Source organism: Streptomyces sp. NPDC012466, from assembly GCF_042955215.1.
Taxonomy (GTDB): domain Bacteria; phylum Actinomycetota; class Actinomycetes; order Streptomycetales; family Streptomycetaceae; genus Streptomyces.
The window spans coordinates 489,977-512,446 of the sequence record NZ_JBIBEQ010000007.1 but is presented as its reverse complement, the minus strand read 5'-3'; the positions used below and the strand labels follow the sequence as shown (position 1 = coordinate 512,446).

The following is a 22,470-nucleotide window of genomic DNA, read 5'->3' as shown; positions in this document are numbered from 1 at the left end:
GGACCCCTTCGTCATGTGCTCGGCGGCGCTCACAGACGCCGTACGGCCGCCGCGACCCTTTCGTCCGTCGCCGTCAGCGCCACGCGGACGAACTCCGCGCCCGCCGGGCCGTAGAAGTCGCCCGGTGCGACGAGGATGCCGCGCTGGGCGAGGTGGGCGACCGTGTCCCAGCAGGATTCGCCCCTCGTGGCCCACAGGTACAGGCTGGCCTCGCTGTGCTCGATGCGGAAGCCGTGGGTGCGGAGGGCCTCGCGCAGGAGCTCGCGGCGGGAGGCGTAGCGCTCGCGCTGGACGCGCACGTGGTCGTCGTCGCCGAGGGCCGCGATGACGGCCGCCTGCGTCGGCGCCGACGTCATCATGCCGCCGTGCTTGCGGATCTCCAGGAGCGGCCCGAGGACCGCCGGGTCGCCGGCCAGGAAGGCCGCGCGGTAGCCGGCGAGGTTCGAGCGCTTGGAGAGGGAGTGGACGGAGACGATGCCGTCGTACGAGCCGCCGTTGACGTCCGGGTGCAGCACCGAGACCGGGTCGGCCTCCCAGCCCAGCTCCAGGTAGCACTCGTCGGAGAAGAGCAGGATGCCGTGCGAGCGGGCCCAGGCCACGATCCGGGTCAGCTCCTCCTGGGAGAGGACCTTGCCCGTGGGGTTCGACGGGGAGTTCAGCCAGAGGAGCTTCAGGCCCTCGGGGTCCAGCTCCGTCGGGTCGTCGTAGGCCTCGTACTCGGCGCGCGCCAGCCGGGCGCCGACCTCGTACGTCGGGTAGGCCAGCCGCGGGTAGGCCACCCGGTCGCCGGGGCCGAGGCCCAGCTGGGTCGGGAGCCAGGCGACGAGTTCCTTGGAGCCGACGATCGGCAGCACGTGGCGGTGGGTGACCGCACGAGCGCCGAGGCGGCGCTCGACCCAGCCGGTGATCGCGTCGCGCAGCTCGGGCGTGCCCCAGACCGTCGGATAGCCCGGCGAGTCCGCGGCCGCGACCAGCGCTTTCTGGATCAGCTCGGGGACCGGGTCGACCGGGGTGCCGACGGACAGGTCGACGATGCCGTCCGGGTGGGCGGCGGCCGTGGCCTTGTACGGGGTCAGCTTGTCCCAGGGAAACGTGGGGAGGCGGTCGGAGACTGCGGACACGGGTTCTGGCTCACTTTCTGGCACGTACGAGCCGGGCTACGGCAAACGCCTCGGCCCCGTACGGCGATCAGCGGGCTGATCGGGCCGTACGGGACCGAGGCGGCGCTGGTGCGTGCCGCTCTTACTGGTTCTGCGGCGGCAGCGCGGCGACGAAGGGGTGGTCGCGCTCGATCAGCCCCAGCTTGCTGGCGCCGCCGGGCGAACCGAGCTCGTCGAAGAACTCGACGTTCGCCTTGTAGTAGTCCTTCCACTCCTCGGGAGTGTCGTCCTCGTAGAAGATCGCCTCGACCGGGCAGACCGGCTCACAGGCACCACAGTCGACGCATTCGTCCGGGTGGATGTACAAGGACCGCTGGCCCTCGTAGATGCAGTCGACCGGGCACTCCTCGATGCACGCCTTGTCCTTGACGTCGACACAAGGCTGCGCGATGACGTAGGTCACGCTGTCGTTCCTCCTCGATAGGGCGCTGGCGGGCCTCCTCAGGCTCCGCCGCCTGGCGCGCGGGAGCGCGGCGTCGTCGATGCCCGCCCCTAGTATCTCCGTTCCTGGGCATGATCCGTACAGGAGGGGTGAACTGACCTGTGGAAATCTCTGCCGCCGGGCGACTCGAGGTCCGTATCACCACTGCTGACGTGGGCAAACGGGTCTCCGTGCGGAGCTTGATCGAAGGTCCAGCTCCGGTGGAGAAGTTCACCGACACGGTCGGTGTTCTCACATCATGGGACAACGGTGTGCTGCTGATCACACGCAAGAGTGGCGAGAGCGTCCGTATCGCGGAATCGGCGCTGGTCGCGGGCAAGGTCGTGCCCTCTGCACCGGCGCGTCGCCGCGGGCCCGCCGCCTCCTACGAGGAGCTGGCCCGGGTCACCGCGCGGGCCTGGCGGCCCGTGGAGAGCGAACGGCTCGGGGAGTGGGAGCTGCGGGCGGCGTCCGGGTTCACGCGGCGGGCCAACTCGGTGCTGCCGCTGGGCGCGCCGGGCCTGCCGCTCGACGAGGCCCTCGACGCCGTACGGCGGTGGTACGGGGAGCGCGGACTGCCCGCCTACGTCCAGACCGCGACCGGCGCCGAGGGCACGCAGGAGCTGCTCTGCGCCGAGCTGGAGGAGCGGGGCTGGGAGCGGGAGGTGACCGCCCAGGTGTGGGTCGGGCCGCTGGCGCCGATCGCCGACCGGGGTGACCCGGCGGGGGTCGTGCTGTCCCGGGAGGCCGACGAGGGGTGGCTGGCCCGGTACCAGCGCAAGGGCGTGAGCGAGGTGGCACTGCGTGTGCTGGGGAGTGGAGCCTCCGTGTGGTTCGCGAGCGTGCCCGGGCCGGCGGGGCCGGCCGCCATCGGGCGGTGTGTCGTCGACGGGCGATGGGCCGGGTTCGCCGCCGTCGAGGTCGATCCGGCGCTGCGGCGGCAGGGGCTCGGCACGGCCGTGATGGCCGCACTGGCCCGTCAGGCGCTCGACGAGGGCGCGTCGGCCGCATGGCTCCAGGTGGAGGCCGAGAACGCGGGAGCGCGGGCGCTGTACGCGGGGATGGGCTTCGCCGCGCATCACGCCTACCACCACTACCGGGCGCCGGACGCCGGCGGCACCGGCCGGTAACCGATCGTCGTGGAAGGGCACGAGCCAGCCATGCGTCCCCCGTTTCCCCCGTCCCCCGAGCGTTCCGCCGAGCTGCGGCGGCGGTTCGCCGAAGAGGCCCGTTCCGAGCGGCCCGATCTGTCGACGCTGTGCCTGCTGATCGGCGCGGAGGCGGACGGGGAGCTGGACGAGGCGGGCCTGGACGCCGCGCAGGTCGAGCTGGACCGGCTGGCCGGGCTGCTGCCGTACAAGCCCGGCGGGCCGCGGGCCTGGGCGGTCGCCCTGCGAGAGCTGCTCGGTGAGCGGACGGGCTTCCACGGCACCCCGGCCGACTACCAGCGTCTGGAGTCCTCGCTGCTGCACGAGGTGCTGGCGCGGCGCAGAGGGCTGCCCATCCTGCTGTCCGTGGTGTGGATGGAGGTGGCACGGCGGGCGGGAGCGCCGGTGTACGGGGTCGCCCTGCCGGGGCACTTCGTGGTCGGGTTCGGGCCGGAGGAGGGGCAGGTGCTCGCGGATCCGTTCGACGGGGGGCGGGTGTTGACCGGGGCCGACGCGGAGTTGCTGGTGGCCGGGGCGACGGGGGCGCGGCTGGACGCGGCGATGTTGCGGCCGGCGGATCCGCTGGATGTGGTGCTGCGGATCCTGAACAACGTGCGGGCGTGGGCCGCGGCCCGGCCCGAGCGGTCGGATGTGGCGTTGTGGGCGGTCGAGTTGTCGTTGCTGCTGCCGTCGCGTCCGGCTCGGTTGCGGTACGAGCGGGCCCAGTTGCTCGTCCAGCGGGGGGAGTTCCTCGGTGGGGCCGCGGAGTTGGAGGCCTATGCGGAGGTGGTCTCGGCGGTGGACGAGGGTGCTGCCGAGCGGGTGCGGGGGGAGGCCTTTGCGGCCCGGGCAATGCTCAACTGACGCCTACGCGACGGTCCCGCGGCCGGGCCGGTGCGGGTCGTCCGTGACTGGTCGCGCGGTTCCCCGCGCCCCAGGGAAGGGCCGGATTCACAACCAGCCCTTCTCCCGTGCCACCCGGACCGCCTCGGCCCGGTTCCTCACCGCCAGTTTCTGGATCGCGGTGGAGAGGTAGTTGCGGACCGTGCCCTGGGACAGGTGCAGGGACGCCGCCAGTTCGGCGTTGGTCGAGCCGTCCGCCGCCGCGCGCAGGACTTCTCGCTCCCGGTCGGTCAGCGGGTTGGCGCCTTCCGCCAGGGCCGCTGCCGCGAGCGTGGGGTCGATGACGCGCTCGCCGGTGAGGACCTTGCGGATCGCCTCGGCCAGCTGGGCGGCTGGGGCGTCCTTCACCAGGAAGGCGTGGGCGCCGGACTCCATGGCGCTGCGCAGGTAGCCGGGGCGGCCGAAGGTGGTGAGGACGACCAGCTTCACGGCCGGGAGTTCGGCGTGCAGGAGGGCCGCGGCCTCGATGCCCGTGGCGCCGGGCATCTCGATGTCCAGGAGGGCCACGTCCACGGCGTGTGCCCGGGCCGCCCGAAGGACCTCGTCGCCGCGGGCCACCTGGGCGACGACCTCGATGTCCTCCTCCAGGCCGAGCAGGGCGGCCAGGGCCTCGCGGACCATCGACTGGTCCTCGGCGAGCAGGACCTTGATCGTGCGGCTCATGCCGGGGATCCTACGTCCGCCGGTGCGGCCGTCGGCACGCGGGCGACCAGCCGGAAGCCGGGTTTGAGAGAGCGGGCCTCCAGGGTGCCGCCGGCCTTGGTGAGGCGCTCGGTGAGGCCCGCGAGGCCGTTTCCGTGGCCGCCGCCCTTGCCGCCCGAGCCGTTGTCCTCGACGGTGAGTTCCAGCACCGGGCCGTCGAGGGTCTGGCGGCGCAGCAACTCGACCGTGCAGCGGCGGGCGCCGCTGTGCCGTACGACGTTGGTGACCGCCTCGCGCAGCGCCCAGGCGAGGGCCGACTCGCTCTCCTCGGGCACACCGTCGAGGCCGGGTTCGGCGGGGAGTTCGGCGGTGACGCCGGCCGCGGTCAGGGCGACCCGGGCACCGGCGAGCTCGGCGCTCAGGCGGGGGCGCCGGTAGCCGGTGACGGCCTCGCGTACGTCGACGAGGGCCTGGCGGCTGACCTGCTCGATGTCGGCGACCTGCTGGGCCGCCTTGTCGGGATGGGCGGGCAGCATCCGCCCGGCCAGCTCGCTCTTGAGGGTGATCAGGGACAGCGAGTGGCCGAGCAGGTCGTGCAGGTCGCGGGCCAGGCGCAGGCGCTCCTCGTTGGCGGCGAGCTGGGCGACGGTGGCGCGGGCCTCTCGCAGCGCGATGGTCGTCCGCACGAGTTCGCGCACGCCCGTCATGGCGAAGCCGCCGAGCAGGGCCGGGATGAGCAGTCCGGCCAGGAAGGAGCGTCCGTCCGGCACGGCGCACGCCACGGCGGTCAGCAGCGCGCAGGCGCCCGGGATCGTCCAGCGGGCCATGCGCAGCGGCAGGGCCGCGCCGGACGCGATCGAGACGTACACGAAGAGCACCAGCCACTCGCGGCCCAGGGTGAGGGCGAGGAGCGTGGACTGGGCCGCCAGGACCCCGAGTGAGCCGAGCACCAGGCCGTTGCGCTCGCCGCGGCCGGTGCGGAAAACCAGCAGCATGTACCAGGTCACGAACGCGGCCAGGCCGAGCCAGCCGAGGATCCGCACGCCCGTGCTGTGGCCGCCGTGCAGGAGGTCGGAGACGGGTGCGCTGAGGTAGACCAGCCAGATGCCGGTCCACAGCGACTTCACGACCCGCTGCCTGCGGTTCACCGGGCGCTGCCCGATGCCGATCCCGACGTCGCTCACGCCTTCAGGGTGTCCTTCCGGTACAGCCAGGCCGCGCCGCCCGCGAACAGGACGAACGACACCGCGAGGACGGCGAGGTCCTGGACGTGGGGGGCGCGGCTCTGCTCGATGGCCTGCCCCAGGGCAGCGTACGCGTGCGTGGGCAGCCACTTCGCGATGTCCTGGAGCCAGTCCGGGAAGGTCGTCGTGGGCATCCACAGCCCGCCCAGCATGGACAGGCCGAAGTAGGTGATCATCGTGATCGGGCGGACCGCGTCACCGCTGGCCAGGTAGCCGAGAGCGACCCCGAGCGCCGCGAAGACGAGGCTGCCGGCCCAGATCGCGCCGGTGAGCGCGAGCCACTGCCAGGCGTCCAGGCGTACGTCCTTCACGGCCGCGGCGACGGCGAAGACGACGACGATGGACGGCAGGCTGACGACGGCGGCGCTCGCGGTCTTGGCGAGGACGTAGCCGCGGCCCGGCAGTGTGGTCAGGCGCAGTTGCCGCACCCAGCCGCCCTCGCGCTCCTTGGCGATGCGCTCGCTGTTGCCCATCAGGACGGCCGTGAGGGCCCCGAAGGACGCCATGGAGACCATCATGTAGGTCGGCAGCGTCAGGCCGCTGCCGGGGACCTCCGTGGTGCTGTCGGCGTTGCCCGCGATGATCAGGAACAGCACGGACGGGTAGATCACGGAGAAGAACAGGAACTTGCGGTTGCGCAGGGCGCGGGCGAGTTCCAGCTTGATGAGGCTGTTCACCGGGACTTCGCCTCCTCGGCGGTGGTGAGGGCGACGAAGGCCTGCTCCAGGCCGAGCCCGGCGACTTCGAGGTTGCGGGGGTGGACGCCGAGGCCGTACAGGGCGTGGACGGTGGCGTCGGCGTCGGCGGACTGGATGCGCACGGTCCGGCCGGAGATGTCGATCCCGGTCAGGAAGGGAAGGGCACGCAGGGCGGGTTCGTCGATGGCGCCCTCCAGGTCGAAGGAGACCCGGCGGGCGCCCGCCCTGGCCTTGATCTCGGCGGCCGTGCCGTCGGCGAGGAGCCGGCCGCGGTGCAGCACGAGGACCCGGTCGGCCACGGCGTCGGCCTCTTCGAGATAGTGGGTGGCGAAGAGGATGGTCCGGCCCTGGTCGGCCTGCTCGCGCAGGGTGGCCCAGAAGGCCTGGCGGGTGGTGACGTCCATGCCGGTGGTGGGCTCGTCCAGCACCATGAGGTCGCTGTCTCCGGCGGTGGCCAGGGCGAAGCGGACGCGCTGGGCCTGGCCGCCGGAGAGTTTGTGGACCTTGCGGCCGGCGATCTGCTCGATGCCCGCGCGGGACAGCACCTCGGAGGTCCGGTACGGCTTCGGGTGCAGGTCGCAGGCGAGCCGCACGAGTTCGGCGACCGTGACCTCGTCCATGAGCCCGCCGCTCTGCAGCATGGCGCCCACGCGCCCGGCGACGATGGCCTCCCGGGGGCTGGTGCCGAAGAGGCGGACGGTGCCGCTGTCGGGCCTCTTGAGGCCGAGGAGCAGGTCGAGGGTGGTGGACTTGCCGGCACCGTTGGGGCCGAGCAGGGCGACGGTCTCCCCCGGCCTGAGGTCGAGGGTCAGCCCGTCCACGGCCCGGACGGCTTCGTATGCCTTGCTCACCTGGTCGAACGCGACCACGGAGGCTGTCGTTGTCATACGGCACATCGTGGCTTCGGGGGTGCCGGCGGGGGCAGTGCCGGATGTCCGGAGTGCCGCATGACAGGTGTCATGTCCGCGGGGTGACGACGAGAGCCCCCGCCCTCACCGGGCAGGGGCTCTCGTACGGCGGGTGGGCCGCGGTCAGTTCGGGGTGGTGTCGATGACCACGGTGCGCTCCGCCGCCGTCTTGCCGCGCAGCGCCTTGCGCAGGGCGGTGACGACGTCCTGCGGGAGTACGTCACGCTTGCCGGTGGCGGTCTCGATCTGCACGCCGTCGAAGGTCGCGCCGTAGGCCTCCTTGAGCGCCTTCAGGTTGTAGGTGTCCACGAGCTTGCCGTCGACGGCCTTGAATCCGAGGATCTTCGGCAGCGACAGCGCGCCGAACGGAATGCTGTGCGCCGCGTCGGTCTGCACGATGGCCTTGGCCGACATGGCGGGCTGCGCGAAGTCCTTCAGGACCCGGTCGACCTCGGCGTTCGAGACCGTCGGCTGACGGGTGGTGGTCGGCAGGTTCACCGTGCCGGCCGTGCCGGTCTCCACCTGGGTGCGGTACGCCTCCTCCACCGTCGTCGTCGCCTTGGCGAGGTCGATGCCCTTGCCCACCTTGCCGTACACCGGGACGGCCTTGCCGTCCTTGAACTCGATCGTGCCGTCGGTCGACGCGCCGGAGCCGCCCGCCGCGTTCTCCAGGGAGGCGTGCAGCTTCTCCTCGTCGACGGGCATGACCGGGGTGACGACCCGGTGGTTGCCGAAGAGGGAGCCGATCACGGAGACCGGGTTGTAGTCGCTCTTCGCCGCCGCGTCGGCCGTGGCGTCCATGTCGAACTGCAGGCCCGCGTTGTCCGGGTCGAGGGCGACGGTCTTGCCGCCGACCGACAGCCTCAGCTCCTTGCCGACGCGGTTGTCGAAGGCCTCGTCGAGCTTGCGGACCGCGCCGTCGCGGGTGGTGCCGCCGATGTCGACGCCGAGCACGGTGGTGCCCTTGGGCACGTCGGTGCGGTTCATCAGCAGGCCGGCGCCGTAGACGCCACCGGCGAGGACGACCGCGCCGACGGCCAGCAGCACGAGCTTGCTGCGCCCCTTCTTCTTCGGCGCCTTCGAGGAGCTCGCAGGGGGCGGGGAGACCGGCTCGGGCAGCTTCGGGGCCGCGTGCGGCACCGGGCCGTCGCCGGGCGCGCCCGGGCCGAACGGCGAGGCCGCGCCGGGCGGCACGACGGGGATGCCGCTGGTGACGGTGTGCCCGGAGACGTTGTCGTGCCGGGGGCCGTAGCCCTGGCCGTCCGGCGGTTCGGGGGCCGGCTTCTGCGGGGTGAGGATGGCGGTGTCGTCGCTCATGCCACCACCGGCGCCGGGGCCCGGGGCGCCGGGGATGCCGCCCTGGGCACCCGGGCCCGCGGGGCCGCCAGGGGCTCCGGGTACGCCCGTACCGGCGGGCCCGCCGGGGCCGCCCGGGCCACCGGGGCCGCCGCCTATGGCTCCGGGGCCGGCGAGGGCACCGGGGCCTCCCGGCCGGCCGGGAGCGTTGAAGGCACCGGGGGCGCCGGGGGCACCGGAGCGGCCGGGGGGACCGGGCTCGTTGAAGGCCTCGGGGGCGCCGGGCCGACCCGGGTCGCCGAAGCTCCCGGGGCCGCCGGGGCCGCCCGGGGCATTGAAGCCGCCAGGACCGCCCGGCTCGTTGCCGAAGCCGCCGGGGGCACCAGGACCACCCGGCGCGTTGAAGGCACCGGGGTCACCCTGGCCGGGGGCGTTGAAGCCGCCCGGTCCGCCGGGCGGCGGCACCATCGGGCCGTCACCGGTGACCGGTCCGCCGGTCGGGCCGGCCGGGCCCTGGGACCCGGGTTCGCCGAAGCCGTTGGCAGCGCTCGGGCCGCCGTTCTGATCGTCGTAACCGCCCTGCCCGTTCTCGGAGAAGTACGGCAGGTCGTCGCGGCGCGGTTCGCCGCCGTTGCCCGGGGCGGGACGGGAGCCGTTGCCCGCGGAACGCGAGCCGTTGCCCAGCGGGCCCGCCGCCAGGGCCTCGGTGACGTCGAAGGAGCCGGTGCCGCCGCCGTGCCCGGGCGCGACAGGACCGCCGGTCGCGCCGCCCGGCAGCCCGGCACCGTTCGTGCCGCCGGACCGGGAGCCGCCCGGCGCGCCCATGGAGCCGACCACGCCTCCGGGCCGCCCGGTACCCGGACGCGCGCCGCCGGACGCACCGCCACCGGACGCACCGGCACCGGAGCCCGGCGCACCGGGGCCGCCCGTCGCCGGAGCCGAACCGCCCGGCAGCCCGGCGCCGTTGGTGGAGCCGCCGCCCGGACCGCCCTTGCCTCCGCCGGACTTGCGGGGCGCGAACCAGTCACTGGTCGGCTTGTCGTCGCCCGGCTGCGCGGACTCGGCGGGGGGCTCGGCCGGGTCCGGGGACGGGGCGGTGCCCGGCGCCGTCGACGTCTCACCGCGCGTGTCGGTGTCGGCCGAGCTCTCCGCCTCCGCGACGGGCTTGCGCACCACCACGGGCGGAATGGGCCGTGACCCGGGGATGTTGATCCGGATCCGGGTCGTCAGCGTGGTCTCGGTCTTGCGTTCCTCCGGCCGCGTGGCGGAACGGCCCGCGTCCGTACCGGCGTCGGAGACCGTCGGGGTCCCGTACGGCGGCGTGCCCGACGGGTAGGCGGCTCCGCCGCGCCCGTTGGGCCCGGAGGACGGAGTGTCAGTTTCACGACTCAAGGCAGGTTCTCCCGGTTGGCTCCGCCGCCCGACACAACCTCACGCGGGCAGCTCGGCGGCGCGCACCACCATACTGGCCACTTCTCAGCCGTATCCCAGGACCACTGGGGAAAGTCACACCGGACCCCCACGGGCGTGTCCCGGCGAAGTGGTACGTCACTTGCCAAGTCGGACGGGGTCACCGTCCGGTTGCCGCCCCGGGGCGAAGGTGGCGCAGATCACAGCCACGGCGATGCCCCCGAGCAGGAAGAGATAGGAGCCGCTCCCCGCGGCGAAGAGGAAGTCGCCCTCGGGGCGGCTGGCGGTGAGCAGGATGACGGCCAGCATCCAGCCGGCCGCGGCCGCGACACCCCCGGCCCGGCCCCGTACGACGCGTGCGGCGCCCAGGACGGCTCCGGCCTCACCGGCGAGGGCGAGCAGCAGTCCGCCCGGGAACCACCCTGGCTGCACCAGCGCCCCGGCCACGCCGACCACGGCACCGAGCACGAAGAAGCCGAGGCAGGCGCCGGCCCGCCCGGCGGTGGGCGGCCGCATCGGCTGGGCGAGGATCGGCGTCCGGTCGTTCATGAGGCCCCCTCGACACCGGCGAACAGGTCCGTCTCCCGCTCGCCCGGGCCCCGCTCGCCCCGCACGAGCTCGTAGTACTCGGTCGTGAGGATCGGCTGGGCGAGTTCGTTGGACAGCACGAAGTACGGCTCGGCCACGGTGATCTGGGTGGCGTGGGCGCGCATCGCGGCGGCCTTGGCGGCGGCGTGGGCGGTGCCGTCGACGACGGTGGTGATCCGCTCCTCGGCGACGACACCCGGGACGTCGTCGACGTCGGCCGCCTTGGTGAAGGGCGTGCCGGGCAGATCCTCACGGAGCCGGGCGAAGGACTCCTCCACAACCGGCCGGGGGACCCGGTTCCAGTAGACCTTGGGGATCGTCCAGCCCGACTCGGCGGCCAGCTCCGCGGCGCGCATCGCGACGCGGTGGGCCTGGATGTGGTCGGGGTGGCCGTAGCCGCCGTGGTCGTCGTAGGTGACGAGGACCTGGGGGCGCACCTCGTGGATCACCTGGACGAGGTGTGCGGCGGCCTCGTCGACGTCGGCCCGCCAGAAGCAGGCGGGGTCGTCGTTGTCGGGCAGGCCCATCATCCCGGAGTCGCTGTAGCGGCCGGCGCCGCCGAGCAGGCGGAAGTCCGTCACACCGAGCTCGGCCATGGCGGCGGTGAGCTCACGGCGGCGGTGCTGGCCCAGGGCGGCGCCCGTCAGATGCGCGAGCCCGGGCGGGATGACCTCGCCGCGCTCGCCGAGGGTGCAGGTGACCAGGGTGACGTGGGCACCCTCGGCCGCGTACCTGGCCATGGTCGCGCCGTTGTTGATCGACTCGTCGTCCGGGTGCGCGTGCACCAGCAGCAGACGACGGCCGGGCAGTTCCGTCATGGGACCACCCTACGAGGTCCCACGGCGGTCAGAACTTGATGCTGCCGATCATGCCCGCGATGTTCGTCGTCAGCTCGTTGATCGTGGGAGCGACGGTCGAGGAGGCGAGGTAGAAGCCGAGCAGCATGCAGACGATCGCATGCCCCGCCTTCAACCCCGACTTCTTGACGAGCAGGAAGACGATGATCGCCAGCAGCACCACCGCCGAAATCGAGAGTGCCACGGCGGCTCACCTCCAAAGATCCACGAGGGCGCGGGGGGTCGGACTATGGGGGCATCAAATCCGTACAGCAGCCAGCAGGTTCATACCCACTATGCGACATTGATCATAACTATCCGTCTGCGCGCATCGCTCGGCGCACGGCCGCACAAGGGGGCGCATGGCCAATATGGTCAGGGCATGACGACCGAGCCTCACTCCTTCCCCCGACGGCACGCCCGTACCCAGCGCTTCACGCTCGGCGCGCCGCGTTCGTTCACCGTGGCACCCGACGGTTCGCGTGTCGTGTTCCTGCGCTCCGGTTCCGGTACGGACCGGGCGAATTCACTCTGGGTCCTCGACACGGAGGAGGGCGGGGAGCGCGTCGCCGCCGACCCGCGCGCCCTGCTGGGCGGCGCCTCGGAGGACCTCTCGCCCGAGGAACGGGCCCGGCGCGAACGCAGCCGTGAGGGCGGGGCCGGCATCGTCGGGTACGCCACCGACACGGCCGTCGAATTGGCCTCTTTCGCCTTGTCAGGGCGGCTTTTCGTGGCCGAGCTGCGGGCCGGGACGGCGCGTGGGCTGCCCGCGCCCGGGCCGGTGATCGACCCGCGCCCGTCGCCCGACGGGCGGCACATCGCGTACGCCGCGCAGGGCGCGCTGCGCGTGATGGGCGCCGAGGGAGAGAGCGACCGGGCGCTCGCCGAGCCGGAGTCGGAGAATGTCTCGTACGGACTGGCCGAGTTCATCGCGGCCGAGGAGATGGGGCGTTCGCGGGGCTTCTGGTGGGCTCCGGAGTCGGACCGGCTGCTCGTGGCGCGCGTGGACGACACGCCGGTGCGGCGGTGGTGGATCGCCGATCCCGCGCATCCGGAACGGGAGCCGCAGCGGGTGCCGTATCCGGCGGCCGGCACGGGCAACGCGGAGGTGCGGCTGTTCGTGATCGGGCTGGACGGGCCGCGCACGGAGGTCGCCTGGGACCGGGCGCGGTACCCGTATCTGGCGCATGTCCACTGGTCAGCGGCGGGCGCGCCCCTGCTGCTCGTACAGGCGCGCGACCAGCGCAGTCAGCTGATCCTGGCCGTGGATCCGGACACCGGCGCGACACGGATGGTGCACGCCGATGAAGATCGAACATGGCTTGATCTTTTCCCCGGGGTGCCGTGCTGGAGCCCGTCCGGGCAGCTGGTGCGGATCGCGGACGAGGGGGGTGCGCGGGTGCTGGCGGTCGGGGACCGGCCGCTCACGGGGGCGCAGTTGCATGTCCGGGCCGTGCTGGACGTCTCCGAGCAGGACGTGCTGATCTCCGCGTCGGCGGGGGCGGAGGCCGCTGAGGCGGAGACGGGCCAGGTGCATGTGTACCGGGTGAACGAGCTGGGCGTGGAGCGGCTGTCGCAGGAGCCGGGCGTGCACGCGGCGGTGCGGGCCGGGCAGGTGACGGTTCTGGTCTCGGCGACGCTGAACCGGCCAGGTTCGCGGGTGCAGGTCCTGCGCGACGGAAAACCGACCACGACTGTCCCCTCGTACGCCGAAGATCCCGGTATGTCCCCCCGCGTGACGCTCACCGAGGGGGGCGCACGCCGTGTCCCGTGCGCCGTGCTTATGCCTCGGGACTACGACGGTGACACCCCCCTGCCGGTCCTCATGGATCCGTACGGCGGCCCGCACGGCCAGCGGGTGGTCGCGGCCCACAACGCGCACCTCACCTCGCAGTGGTTCGCGGACCAGGGTTTCGCGGTGATCGTCGCGGACGGCCGTGGCACCCCGGGCCGCTCCCCCGCCTGGGAGAAGGCGATCCACCAGGACTTCACGCTGTCGCTGGACGACCAGGTGGAAGCACTGGAGGACCTCGCGAAGCGCCACCCGCTGGACCTCTCCCGGGTCGCGATCCGCGGCTGGTCCTACGGCGGCTGGCTGGCGGGCCTGGCGGTCCTGCGCCGCCCGGACGTCTTCCACGCGGGCATCGCGGGCGCGCCGGTGACGGACTGGGGCCTGTACGACACCCACTACACCGAGCGCTACCTGGGCACGCCGCAGGAGCACCCCGAGGCCTACGCGAAGAGCTCCCTGGTCACCGCCGAGGGCCTGTCCTCCCCGGCCGAGCCGCGCCGGCCCCTGATGGTCGTGCACGGCCTCGCCGACGACAACGTCGTGGTCGCCCACGCCCTGCGCCTGTCCTCGGCCCTGCTGGCCGCCGGCCGCCCCCACGAGGTGCTGCCGCTGTCCGGCGTCACCCACATCACCCCGCAGGAACAGGTCGCCGAGAACCTGCTCCTCCTCCAGGTCGACTTCCTGAAGCGCTCCCTGGGCCTCACGACCCCCTGAGACGACGACGGGCCGGGACGCCTCACAGCGCCCCGGCCCGTCTACGGCACCCGCACGGCCGTACGCTGACCAGCCTGACGCGTCCGTATATCGGAACCGGGTCAGCGAAGTTGCCTGCGTGTTAACGCAGTTGGCGGGGGTTTTCAGGGATTGTGGGCGTCGGACGCCACGATCTCCACCTCGAAGCCGTCGGCCTCGAACGCCGGTTCCCGGCACCCCTCCAGAGGGGTGCCGGGAACCGGAACGGACGTCACAGGGACGTTCAGGCCGCGTGGACCACGTCCTTTTCCTCCGCGAAGTGGCACGCCGACTCGTGGGCCGCCGGGGTGTCCGTGCCCTGGAAGCGCTCCGGGATGGCCAGGAGGGGGACCTCCTGGGCGCACTTGTCCTGGGCCTTCCAGCAGCGGGTGCGGAAGCGGCAGCCCGAGGGCGGGTTGGCCGGGGACGGGACGTCGCCGGTGAGGATGATCCGCTCGCGGCCCTCACGAGCCTCCGGGTCGGGGACCGGGACCGCCGACAGCAGCGCCTGGGTGTAGGGGTGCGTCGGGTGGTCGTAGATCTCCGTGTCCGTGCCGATCTCGGCCATCTTGCCGAGGTACATCACACCCACACGGTCCGAGATGTGCCGGACGATCGACAGGTCGTGCGCGATGAAGAGATACGAGAGGTTGAACTCGTTCTGCAGCTTCTCCATCAGGTTGATGACCTGCGCCTGGACGGACACGTCCAGCGCGGAGACCGGCTCGTCGCAGATGATGATCTCGGGGTTCAGGGCCAGGCCGCGGGCGATGCCGATGCGCTGGCGCTGACCGCCGGAGAACTGGTGCGGGTAGCGGTTGATGTACTCGGGGTTGAGGCCGACGACGTCCAGCAGGTCCTGGACCTTGCGGCGGCGGTCGCCCCGCGGCGCCACCTCGGGGTGGATGTCGAAGGTCTCCCCGATGATGTCACCCACCGTCATACGGGGGTTGAGCGAGGTGTACGGGTCCTGGAACACCATCTGGATGTTCCGGCGGACCGCCTTCAGCGCACGCCCGGACAGCTTGGTGATGTCCTGGCCCTTGTAGAAGATCTCGCCCGCGGTCGCCTTCTCCAGCATCATCAGCAGCTTGGCGACCGTGGACTTGCCACAGCCGGACTCGCCCACGATGCCGAGCGTCTCGCCCTGGTAGAGGTCGAAGGAGACCCCGTCCACGGCCTTGACCGCGCCGATCTGACGCTTGAACAGGATCCCCTGGGTCAGCGGGAAGTGCTTGACCAGGTTGCGGACCTGCAGGATCGGCTCACCGCGCTCGACCGGCGCCTCGATCGCCGCGACGGCCTCCTCGTCGGTGGCCGCGTCGACCGTCTCGACCTCGGTGACGTTGGGGGTGGCGTCCATGGACTCGTCCGTCTTGTCCAGCTCAGCCATGGATCGTCTCCTTCCAGAAGTGGCACGCGCTGCCGCGGCCGGGCAGCTCCGCGCCGTCGCGCTCGGTGACCGAGTGCAGCGGCGGGACGTCCGTACGGCAGATGTCCTGCGCCTGCGGGCACCGCGGGTTGAAGGCGCAACCCGGCGGGATACGCGTCAGGTTGGGCGGCAGGCCCTTGATCGCGTACAGGTCCTGGCCCTTCTGGTCCAGGCGCGGGATCGACTCGAGCAGACCCTTGGTGTAGGGGTGCGCGGGCCGCTTGTAGAGCTCGTGCACGGGCGCGGTCTCCACGATCCGGCCGGCGTACATCACCGCGATCTTGTCCGCGACGTCGGCGACCACGCCGAGGTCGTGGGTGATCAGGATCAGGCCCATGTTGTACTCGCGCTGCAGCTCCGCGAGCAGGTCCATGACCTGGGCCTGGACGGTCACGTCGAGGGCCGTGGTCGGCTCGTCGGCGATGATCAGGTCCGGCTCCAGGGCGAGCGCCATCGCGATCATGATGCGCTGGCGCATACCGCCGGAGAACTGGTGCGGGTAGTCGCCGACGCGTTCCCTCGCGGCCGGGATCTTCACGCGGTCCATCAGCTCGATGGCCTTGGCCTTGGCGTCCTTCTTGCTCAGGCCCTGGTGGACGCGGAACATCTCGCCGAGCTGGTAGCCGACGGACAGCACGGGGTTCAGCGCGGACAGCGCGTCCTGGAAGATCATCGCGATCTTCCTGCCCCGGATCTTGCGCCGGGCGTCGCCCGACATGGTGAGCATGTCCTCGCCCCGGTACAGGATCTGTCCCGTGGGGATCCGCCCGGGCGGCATGTCGAGGATGCCCATGATCGCCTGCGCGGTCACGGACTTGCCGGAGCCGGACTCGCCGAGCACGGCGAGGGTCTCACCGGAGCTCACGGTGTAGTTGACGCCGTTGACGGCCTTGGCCACACCGTCACGGGTGTGGAACTCGACGTGCAGGTCGCGCACTTCGAGCAGGGGAACATCGCCCTCGGCCGCGCCTCGCGGCTCGGGCACGTTCCTGGTCTTGTCGATGGTGGTCACGTACGCCCTCCTCAGCGCAGCTTCGGGTCAAGGGCGTCGCGGACCGCGTCGCCGAGCATGATGAACGCGAAGACCGTGAGGCTGAGCATGCCCGCGGGGAACAGCAGCGTGTGCGGGTTGTCCCGGATCACCTTGCTGCCCTCGGAGATGTCGATGCCCCACGAGATCGTCGGGTCGCTGAGGCCGAGGCCGAGGAACGACAGCGTCGCCTCCGCCGAGATGTAACCGCCGAGGGCGATCGTGGCCACGACGATGGTCGGCGCGATGGCGTTCGGCATCACGTGGCGGAACAGGATCCGCGGGGTGCCGGCGCCGAGCGCCCGGGCCGCCGTCACGTAGTCCGCCTGCTTGGCCGTGATCACCGAGCTGCGCATGACGCGGGCGATCGAGGTCCAGCCCAGGAAGGCCAGGGCCAGGATGACCACGTACACCTTGCGCTCGGTGAAGGCGTTCAGGACGACCATCGTGCCGAGCAGGAACGGCAGGCCGAAGAAGATGTCGACGATCCGGGAGATCACCGAGTCGATCCAGCCGCCGAAGTAGCCCGCCAGCATCCCGAGCAGACCGCCGATCAGCGTGACGACCGCGGTGACGCAGACGCCGACGAGGATCGAGGCGCGGGTGCCGTGGATGACGCGGGCGTAGATGGAGCGGCCCTGCTGGTCGTAGCCGAACCAGTCGGGCTGGAAGAAGTGCCCCAGTTCCGGCTTGCCCAGGTAGTGGTGGACCAGGTCGCCGTCACGCGGGTCGACGCTGGTGAACCAGCCCGGGAACGCGGCGATGACGAGCAGCAGGACCAGCAGCACCGAGGAGATCCAGAACATGGGCCGGTGCCGCAGGTCGTACCAGGCGTCGCCCCACAGGGAGCGGGGTTTCTCCCTCTTCTGCGCGCTTTCCTTGCCGGGGGCGTCGACGGCCGGCGGAGCGATGGCGTCCACGGCCGCGGCGTCGGTGGTCTGGGCCTTGGTCACGTCAGGCATACCGGATCCTCGGGTCCAGGACCGCGTACAGCAGGTCGATGAGCAGGTTGATCAGGAGGATGACGAGGACGAGCACCGTCACCACACCCGTGACCGTCGAGCCCTCGCTCGTCTGGATCGCCCTGTAGAGGAGGTTGCCGACACCCTGGATGTTGAAGATGCCCTCGGTGATGACCGCGCCGCCGATGAAGCCGCCGACGTCGGTGCCGACGAAGGTGACGACAGGGATCAGCGAGTTGCGCAGCAGGTGGACACCGATGATGCGGCGCCGGGGCAGGCCCTTGGCGAGCGCGGTGCGTATGTAGTCGGCGCGCAGGTTCTCGGCGAAGGTCGTCCGGGTCAGCCGGGCCACGTAGGCCATGGACAACATGGCCAGGACGAAGGCCGGCAGGAACAACTGCGAGTAGTCCGTCGAGTCCTGGACGTTGGGCGGCAGCCAGCCGAGCTCGTCCGCGAAGATGAACCGGGCGATGAAGCCCAGCACGAACACGGGGATGGAGATCACCGTCAGGGTGAAGACCAGCACGCCGGTGTCGGCTGCCTTGCCGGCCCGCAGACCGGCCCACGCGCCCAGGCCGACACCGATGATGATCTCGATGGTGATGGCCAGCAGCGTCAGGCGCAGGGTCACCGGGAAGGCCTCGGCCATCAGATCGGCGACCGGACGTCCGGCGAGGTTGCTGCCGAAGTCTCCCTTGAGGAGATTCAGCATGTAGTGGAAGTACTGTTCGAGGACGGGCTTGTCGAAGCCGTACTCGCGCTTGATCTGCGCGATCTGTGCGGGATCGGGAGCCTTGTCCCCGTAGATGGCCCGGACCGGGTCGCCCGGCAGAATGTGGACCATCAGGAAGATCAACAGAGTTGTCCCGATGAAGATCGGGATCATCTGGAGCAGTCGCCTGGCGGCGTAGCGCCCCATCTTGCGCCTCCATGCCGTGAGGGGGTCGGCGAGGCCTGCGCACTCATCTACCGCAGGTGAGGGGGGTGAGGTGGAGGCCTGTGCCTACGGACCGGCGCCGCCGCTCCCCTTGTGCGGGAGGGGCGGCACCGGTCTGCGGTCGTCTGGTTACTTCTGCTTGACCTGGATGGTGTCGAAGATCGGGTCACCGTCCTGGCCGTACTCGATCTTGCCCAGGATGTTCTTGGACTGACCGCTGTTGACCTTGTAGAACCAGAGCGGAATCGCCGGCATGTCCTTCGCGAGGAGCTGCTCCGCGTTCTGGTACAGCTTCACGGTCTCGTCGATCGAGCTGGCCTTGTCCGCCTCGGAGCTCAGCTTGTCGAACTCCTTGTTGGAGTAGCCGCTGGTGTTGCCGGCCGCCGTGGAGCCGTACAGGTCGCGCATGAAGTTCGAGTTGACCGGGTAGTCGAGCACCCAGCCACCGCGGTACATGGACTTGACCTGGTCCTTGTCACGGGCGTCGAGGTCGGCCTGGAAGGTCGGCTTCGGGTCGCCGGTGCACTCCACGCCAGTGGACTTGCGGATCGAGTTGCAGACCGCGTCGACCCAGGGCTTGTGGTCCTGGTCGGCGTTGTACTGGATCTGGATCTTGTTGCCCGGAACGCCGCCACCCTCCTGGATGAGCTTCTTGGCCTTCGCCGGGTCGAACTGGACGATGTCGCCGAGCGCGCCCTTCTTGTAGCCGAGGACGCCGGGGGCGACGTAGGAGTCGGCCGGGGTGCGCGTGCCCTGGAGGACGGTCTTGGTGATCGTCTGGCGGTCGATCGCCATGGACAGACCCTGGATGACCTTGGGGTCGATGTCCTTGAACTGCTTGGTGTAGAACGCCGGGACGATCGACTGGACGGCCGAGTACGGCTCGTCGATGGCACGGTCGCCGAGGTCCGTCTTGTAGTTCGTCAGCGCGGTGGTCGGGACCTGCTCGATCCAGTCCACGTTGTCCGAGCGCAGGTCCGAGTACGCGGCGTCGGCGGTCGTGTAGTTCTTGAAGTCGATGCCGCCGTTCTTGGCGACGTTCGGGCCCTTGTAGTCCGCGAACTTGCGGACCTTGATGAGCTTGTTGTGCTCCCAGGACACGAACTTGTACGGGCCGTTGCCGACCGGCTTCTCGCCGAAGCCCTTCGGGTCCTTGAAGAAGGCCTCGGGCAGCGGCGCCCACACGTCGTAGCCCAGCTTGTACGCGAAGTACGAGACCGGCTGCGTCAGCTTGATGGTGAAGGTGTTGTCGTCGACGACCTTCAGACCCGACATCTTGTCGCTCTTCGGGTCACCCTTCTCCGGGTGCACGTCCTCGAAGCCGACGATGTCCGCGAACCAGCTGGAGTTGGTCTGGTTGTTCTTGATGTTGGCAGACCAGTTCCAGGAGTCCACGTAGGACTTCGCGGTGACCGGGGTGCCGTCGTGGAACTTCCAGCCCGGCTTGAGCTTGACGGTCCACTCGGACGAGTCCTTGTTCGGCGTGACCGACTCGGCGTTGACGTACTCGAGCTTGCCGGTGCCGGGCTCGTAGTCGACCAGGCCGGAGAAGATCGTGCGCAGCACGCGGCTGCCCTGGCTCTCCTTGGCGTTGGCCGGCTGCAGCGGGTTCTGAGGTTCGCTCAGCTGCGCAGTGACGATGCCGTTCGGGTCGGCCTTCCCCTTGTTCATGTCGTCGCTGGCACTGTCGTCGCCGCCGCCGCAGGCGGTGGCGGCCAGAGCGACGACTATCGCCCCCGCGACCCACTTGGCGCTCTTGGCACCGCGCATGGGTTCCTCCTATGAAGTCATTGGTTCACCGCAAAGGGGGCACAGGACAGACCACCGCCACAGCCCGTCGCCGGTGCCGGAAATCGTCAAATGCCCCCGCGCTCGTGAGTCGGCGCCGCCTGAAGCGGGTGACCTGTTCATCCGAGCTCTACGCGCCTAACTATCTGCCAAACACCAGGACCGAACCACACTCTCGAGGTCTCGGTTCGATCACAGCTCTCGCCTACATCTTCCAAAATCCGGACAAAGGGTTTGGTGAAAGATCCCTGCGAAACGGACTTGTTACACATCTATCGGTGTCGGCTGTCCGCATTCCGGACGCGAGAGTGAGATAAACCGCTTGCGGCGTACCGTGGGTCCCGTGCAGGGTGCCACCGGAGTCTGTCGCGCGCTCAAGAAGCTTGCGCGGCAAGGCCGTTGCGCGTTCCCCGAGCCGGGGAGACGTGGCGCTTCCGCAGCAGGGTAGTGGGAGTGGACCGCCCTCGACGGTTGTCGCGGGCAAGTCGAGGGTTTTCCCTCACCCTTTCCTTTGCGTTCCCTCCCCTTTGACCACGCGCCCTTTCGACCACGCGCCACGAACAGCACCGGGCACCCCGCCCATGCGGGGTGCCCGGTGTCGTCTCAGGGGCGTCAGCCGTGCTTGGCGCGGCTCGCGGCGCGGGCGCGCTCGCGGGCGTCCAGGTTCACCTTGCGGATGCGCACGGCCTCCGGGGTGACCTCCACGCACTCGTCGTCCCGGCAGAACTCCAGGGACTGCTCCAGCGACAGCTTGCGCGGCGGGACGATCGACTCGGTCACATCGGCCGTCGACGACCGCATGTTGGTGAGCTTCTTCTCCTTGGTGATGTTGACGTCCATGTCGTCGGCGCGGGAGTTCTCGCCGACGATCATGCCCTCGTACACCTCGGTGCCCGGCTCCACGAACAGCACGCCGCGCTCCTGGAGGTTGGTCATCGCGAACGCGGTGACCGCACCGGAGCGGTCGGCGACCAGGGAGCCGTTGTTACGGGTCTGGAGCGTGCCGAACCAGGGCTCGAAGCCCTCGTGGATGGAGTGGCCGATGCCCGTGCCGCGGGTCTGGGTCAGGAACTCGGTCCGGAAGCCGATGAGACCGCGCGAGGGCACGACGAACTCCATGCGGACCCAGCCGGAGCCGTGGTTGGACATGTTGTCCATGCGGCCCTTGCGGACGCCCATGAGCTGCGTGACGGCACCCATGTGCTCCTCGGGCACGTCGATCGTCATGCGCTCGACCGGCTCGTAGACCTTGCCGTCGACCTCCTTGGTGACGACCTGCGGCTTGCCGATGGTCAGCTCGAAGCCCTCACGGCGCATCGTCTCGACCAGGATGGCCAGCGCCAGCTCACCACGGCCCTGCACCTCCCAGGCGTCCGGCCGCTCGGTGTCCAGCACCCGGAGGCTGACGTTACCGATCAGCTCGCGGTCGAGGCGGTCCTTGACCTGGCGGGCGGTGACCTTGCGGTCCTTGACGGCCGCCTTGTTGTCGGCGCCCTTGCCGGTGGCGCCACGGCCGACCAGCGGGGAGGTGTTGGTGCCGATGACCATGGAGATCGCGGGCTCGTCGACCGTGATCAGCGGCAGCGCGACCGGGTTCTCCGGGTCGGCGAGGGTCTCGCCGATCATGATGTCCGGGATACCGGCCACGGCGCAGATGTCACCGGGGCCCGCCATCTCCGCCGGCTTGCGGGTGAGCGCCTCGGTCATCATCAGCTCGGAGATGCGGACGCTGCTGACGGACCCGTCACGCTTCATCCACGCGACCGTCTGGCCCTTGCGCAGCTCGCCCTGCTCGACGCGCAGCAGCGCGATACGGCCGAGGAAGTTGTCGGCGTCCAGGTTGGTGACGTGGGCCTGGAGCGGGGCGGCCTCGTCGTAGGTCGGGGCCGGGATGTGCTCCAGGATCGTGGAGAAGAACGGCTCCAGGCTGGTGGAGTCGGCCGGGACCGTGCCGTTCTCCGGCTTGGTCAGCGAGGCGATGCCGTCACGGCCGCAGGCGTAGACGATCGGGAACTCGATCTGCTCCTCGTCGGCGTCCAGGTCGAGGAAGAGGTCGTACGTCTCGTTGACGACCTCGTCGATCCGGGAGTCCGGGCGGTCCGTCTTGTTGATGCACAGGATGACGGGCAGCCGCTGCTGGAGCGCCTTGCGCAGCACGAAGCGGGTCTGCGGGAGCGGGCCCTCCGAAGCGTCCACGAGCAGGACGACGCCGTCGACCATCGACAGACCGCGCTCCACCTCGCCGCCGAAGTCGGCGTGGCCGGGGGTGTCGATGATGTTGATGGTGATGACGTCCCCCCCGTCCTTCGGGTGGTACTTCACCGCCGTGTTCTTGGCCAGGATCGTGATGCCCTTCTCACGCTCCAGGTCGTTCGAGTCCATCATGCGGTCGTCGACCGAGTCGAGCTGGTGCGCGGCGAAGGCGCCGGCCTGCTTCAGCATGCCGTCGACGATGGTGGTCTTGCCGTGGTCGACGTGGGCGACGATGGCGACGTTGCGGATGTCGTGGCGCGTGGCCATAAAAGGCGTACTCCCGGAGTGTG

General features: G+C 70.8%; 19 protein-coding genes. 3 read left to right on the top strand and 16 right to left on the bottom strand.

The window, feature by feature from the left end; all coding sequences use genetic code 11:
• Window positions 1–29: 29 nt before the first annotated feature.
• Together ACFY9E_RS27230 and fdxA are read right to left on the bottom strand one after the other, a co-directional pair.
• Window positions 30–1,121 (bottom strand): bifunctional succinyldiaminopimelate transaminase/glutamate-prephenate aminotransferase, encoded by a 1,092-nt coding sequence (locus ACFY9E_RS27230; protein ID WP_390988306.1) that lies wholly within the window; start codon window positions 1,119–1,121, stop codon window positions 30–32.
• A 121-nt stretch (window positions 1,122–1,242) separates the two neighbouring features.
• Entirely contained in the window at window positions 1,243–1,563 is a 321-nt protein-coding gene (gene fdxA, locus ACFY9E_RS27225; protein ID WP_003973842.1) for a ferredoxin, read from the bottom strand.
• 140 nt (window positions 1,564–1,703) lie between these two features.
• Between fdxA and ACFY9E_RS27220 the strand changes: the two genes are divergently transcribed.
• A complete protein-coding gene (locus ACFY9E_RS27220; RefSeq protein ID WP_390988304.1) occupies window positions 1,704–2,711 on the top strand; it encodes a GNAT family N-acetyltransferase in 1,008 nt (335 codons plus the stop codon).
• A 30-nt stretch (window positions 2,712–2,741) separates the two neighbouring features.
• Window positions 2,742–3,593, top strand: coding sequence for a tetratricopeptide repeat protein (locus ACFY9E_RS27215; RefSeq protein ID WP_390988302.1), 852 nt, complete (start codon window positions 2,742–2,744; stop codon window positions 3,591–3,593).
• Between the two features lie 87 nt (window positions 3,594–3,680).
• On the opposite strand, the gene ACFY9E_RS27210 is transcribed toward ACFY9E_RS27215, so the two are convergent.
• The 8 genes from ACFY9E_RS27210 to ACFY9E_RS27175 all read right to left on the bottom strand — a co-directional run bounded on the left by ACFY9E_RS27210 (window position 3,681) and on the right by ACFY9E_RS27175 (window position 11,459).
• A complete protein-coding gene (locus tag ACFY9E_RS27210) occupies window positions 3,681–4,295 on the bottom strand; it encodes a response regulator (RefSeq protein WP_390988300.1) in 615 nt (204 codons plus the stop codon).
• Entirely contained in the window at window positions 4,292–5,458 is a 1,167-nt protein-coding gene (locus ACFY9E_RS27205) for a histidine kinase (protein WP_390988298.1), read from the bottom strand. Before ACFY9E_RS27205 ends, ACFY9E_RS27210 begins: the two co-directional genes overlap by 4 nt.
• A complete protein-coding gene (locus ACFY9E_RS27200) occupies window positions 5,455–6,195 on the bottom strand; it encodes an ABC transporter permease (protein ID WP_390988296.1) in 741 nt (246 codons plus the stop codon). Before ACFY9E_RS27200 ends, ACFY9E_RS27205 begins: the two co-directional genes overlap by 4 nt.
• On the bottom strand, window positions 6,192–7,103 hold the full coding sequence (locus ACFY9E_RS27195; RefSeq protein ID WP_390988294.1) for an ATP-binding cassette domain-containing protein: 912 nt from the start codon (window positions 7,101–7,103) through the stop codon (window positions 6,192–6,194). Before ACFY9E_RS27195 ends, ACFY9E_RS27200 begins: the two co-directional genes overlap by 4 nt.
• A gap of 144 nt (window positions 7,104–7,247) precedes the next feature.
• Window positions 7,248–9,812, bottom strand: a complete 2,565-nt coding sequence (locus tag ACFY9E_RS27190) for a hypothetical protein (protein ID WP_390988292.1) — start codon at window positions 9,810–9,812, stop codon at window positions 7,248–7,250.
• Window positions 9,813–9,968: 156 nt separating this feature from the next.
• The gene (locus ACFY9E_RS27185; RefSeq protein WP_390988290.1) at window positions 9,969–10,379 is read right to left on the bottom strand and encodes a DUF6113 family protein; all 411 of its coding nucleotides are present in this window, start codon (window positions 10,377–10,379) and stop codon (window positions 9,969–9,971) included.
• A complete protein-coding gene (gene mshB, locus ACFY9E_RS27180) occupies window positions 10,376–11,236 on the bottom strand; it encodes an N-acetyl-1-D-myo-inositol-2-amino-2-deoxy-alpha-D-glucopyranoside deacetylase (RefSeq protein WP_390988288.1) in 861 nt (286 codons plus the stop codon). Before mshB ends, ACFY9E_RS27185 begins: the two co-directional genes overlap by 4 nt.
• Before the next feature lie 28 nt (window positions 11,237–11,264).
• Window positions 11,265–11,459, bottom strand: a complete 195-nt coding sequence (locus ACFY9E_RS27175) for a hypothetical protein (protein WP_031103282.1) — start codon at window positions 11,457–11,459, stop codon at window positions 11,265–11,267.
• Between the two features lie 177 nt (window positions 11,460–11,636).
• On the opposite strand from ACFY9E_RS27175, the gene ACFY9E_RS27170 reads away from it, so the two are divergent.
• Entirely contained in the window at window positions 11,637–13,760 is a 2,124-nt protein-coding gene (locus ACFY9E_RS27170; protein WP_390988287.1) for a prolyl oligopeptidase family serine peptidase, read from the top strand.
• Between the two features lie 262 nt (window positions 13,761–14,022).
• Here the strand turns inward: ACFY9E_RS27170 and ACFY9E_RS27165 are convergent, their stop codons facing one another.
• The 6 genes from ACFY9E_RS27165 to typA form a co-directional block, all read right to left on the bottom strand.
• The gene (locus ACFY9E_RS27165) at window positions 14,023–15,171 is read right to left on the bottom strand and encodes a dipeptide ABC transporter ATP-binding protein (RefSeq protein ID WP_390988285.1); all 1,149 of its coding nucleotides are present in this window, start codon (window positions 15,169–15,171) and stop codon (window positions 14,023–14,025) included.
• Window positions 15,164–16,222 (bottom strand): oligopeptide/dipeptide ABC transporter ATP-binding protein, encoded by a 1,059-nt coding sequence (locus tag ACFY9E_RS27160; protein WP_390988284.1) that lies wholly within the window; start codon window positions 16,220–16,222, stop codon window positions 15,164–15,166. Before ACFY9E_RS27160 ends, ACFY9E_RS27165 begins: the two co-directional genes overlap by 8 nt.
• A gap of 11 nt (window positions 16,223–16,233) precedes the next feature.
• On the bottom strand, window positions 16,234–17,202 hold the full coding sequence (locus tag ACFY9E_RS27155; RefSeq protein ID WP_390988282.1) for an ABC transporter permease subunit: 969 nt from the start codon (window positions 17,200–17,202) through the stop codon (window positions 16,234–16,236).
• Window positions 17,195–18,121 (bottom strand): ABC transporter permease subunit, encoded by a 927-nt coding sequence (locus ACFY9E_RS27150; protein ID WP_390988281.1) that lies wholly within the window; start codon window positions 18,119–18,121, stop codon window positions 17,195–17,197. The genes ACFY9E_RS27155 and ACFY9E_RS27150 overlap by 8 nt, the downstream gene beginning before the upstream one ends.
• A 147-nt stretch (window positions 18,122–18,268) precedes the next feature.
• Window positions 18,269–19,909, bottom strand: coding sequence for an ABC transporter substrate-binding protein (locus tag ACFY9E_RS27145; RefSeq protein WP_390988280.1), 1,641 nt, complete (start codon window positions 19,907–19,909; stop codon window positions 18,269–18,271).
• A 630-nt stretch (window positions 19,910–20,539) separates the two neighbouring features.
• Entirely contained in the window at window positions 20,540–22,447 is a 1,908-nt protein-coding gene (typA, locus tag ACFY9E_RS27140; protein WP_390988278.1) for a translational GTPase TypA, read from the bottom strand.
• Window positions 22,448–22,470: the final 23 nt, after the last annotated feature.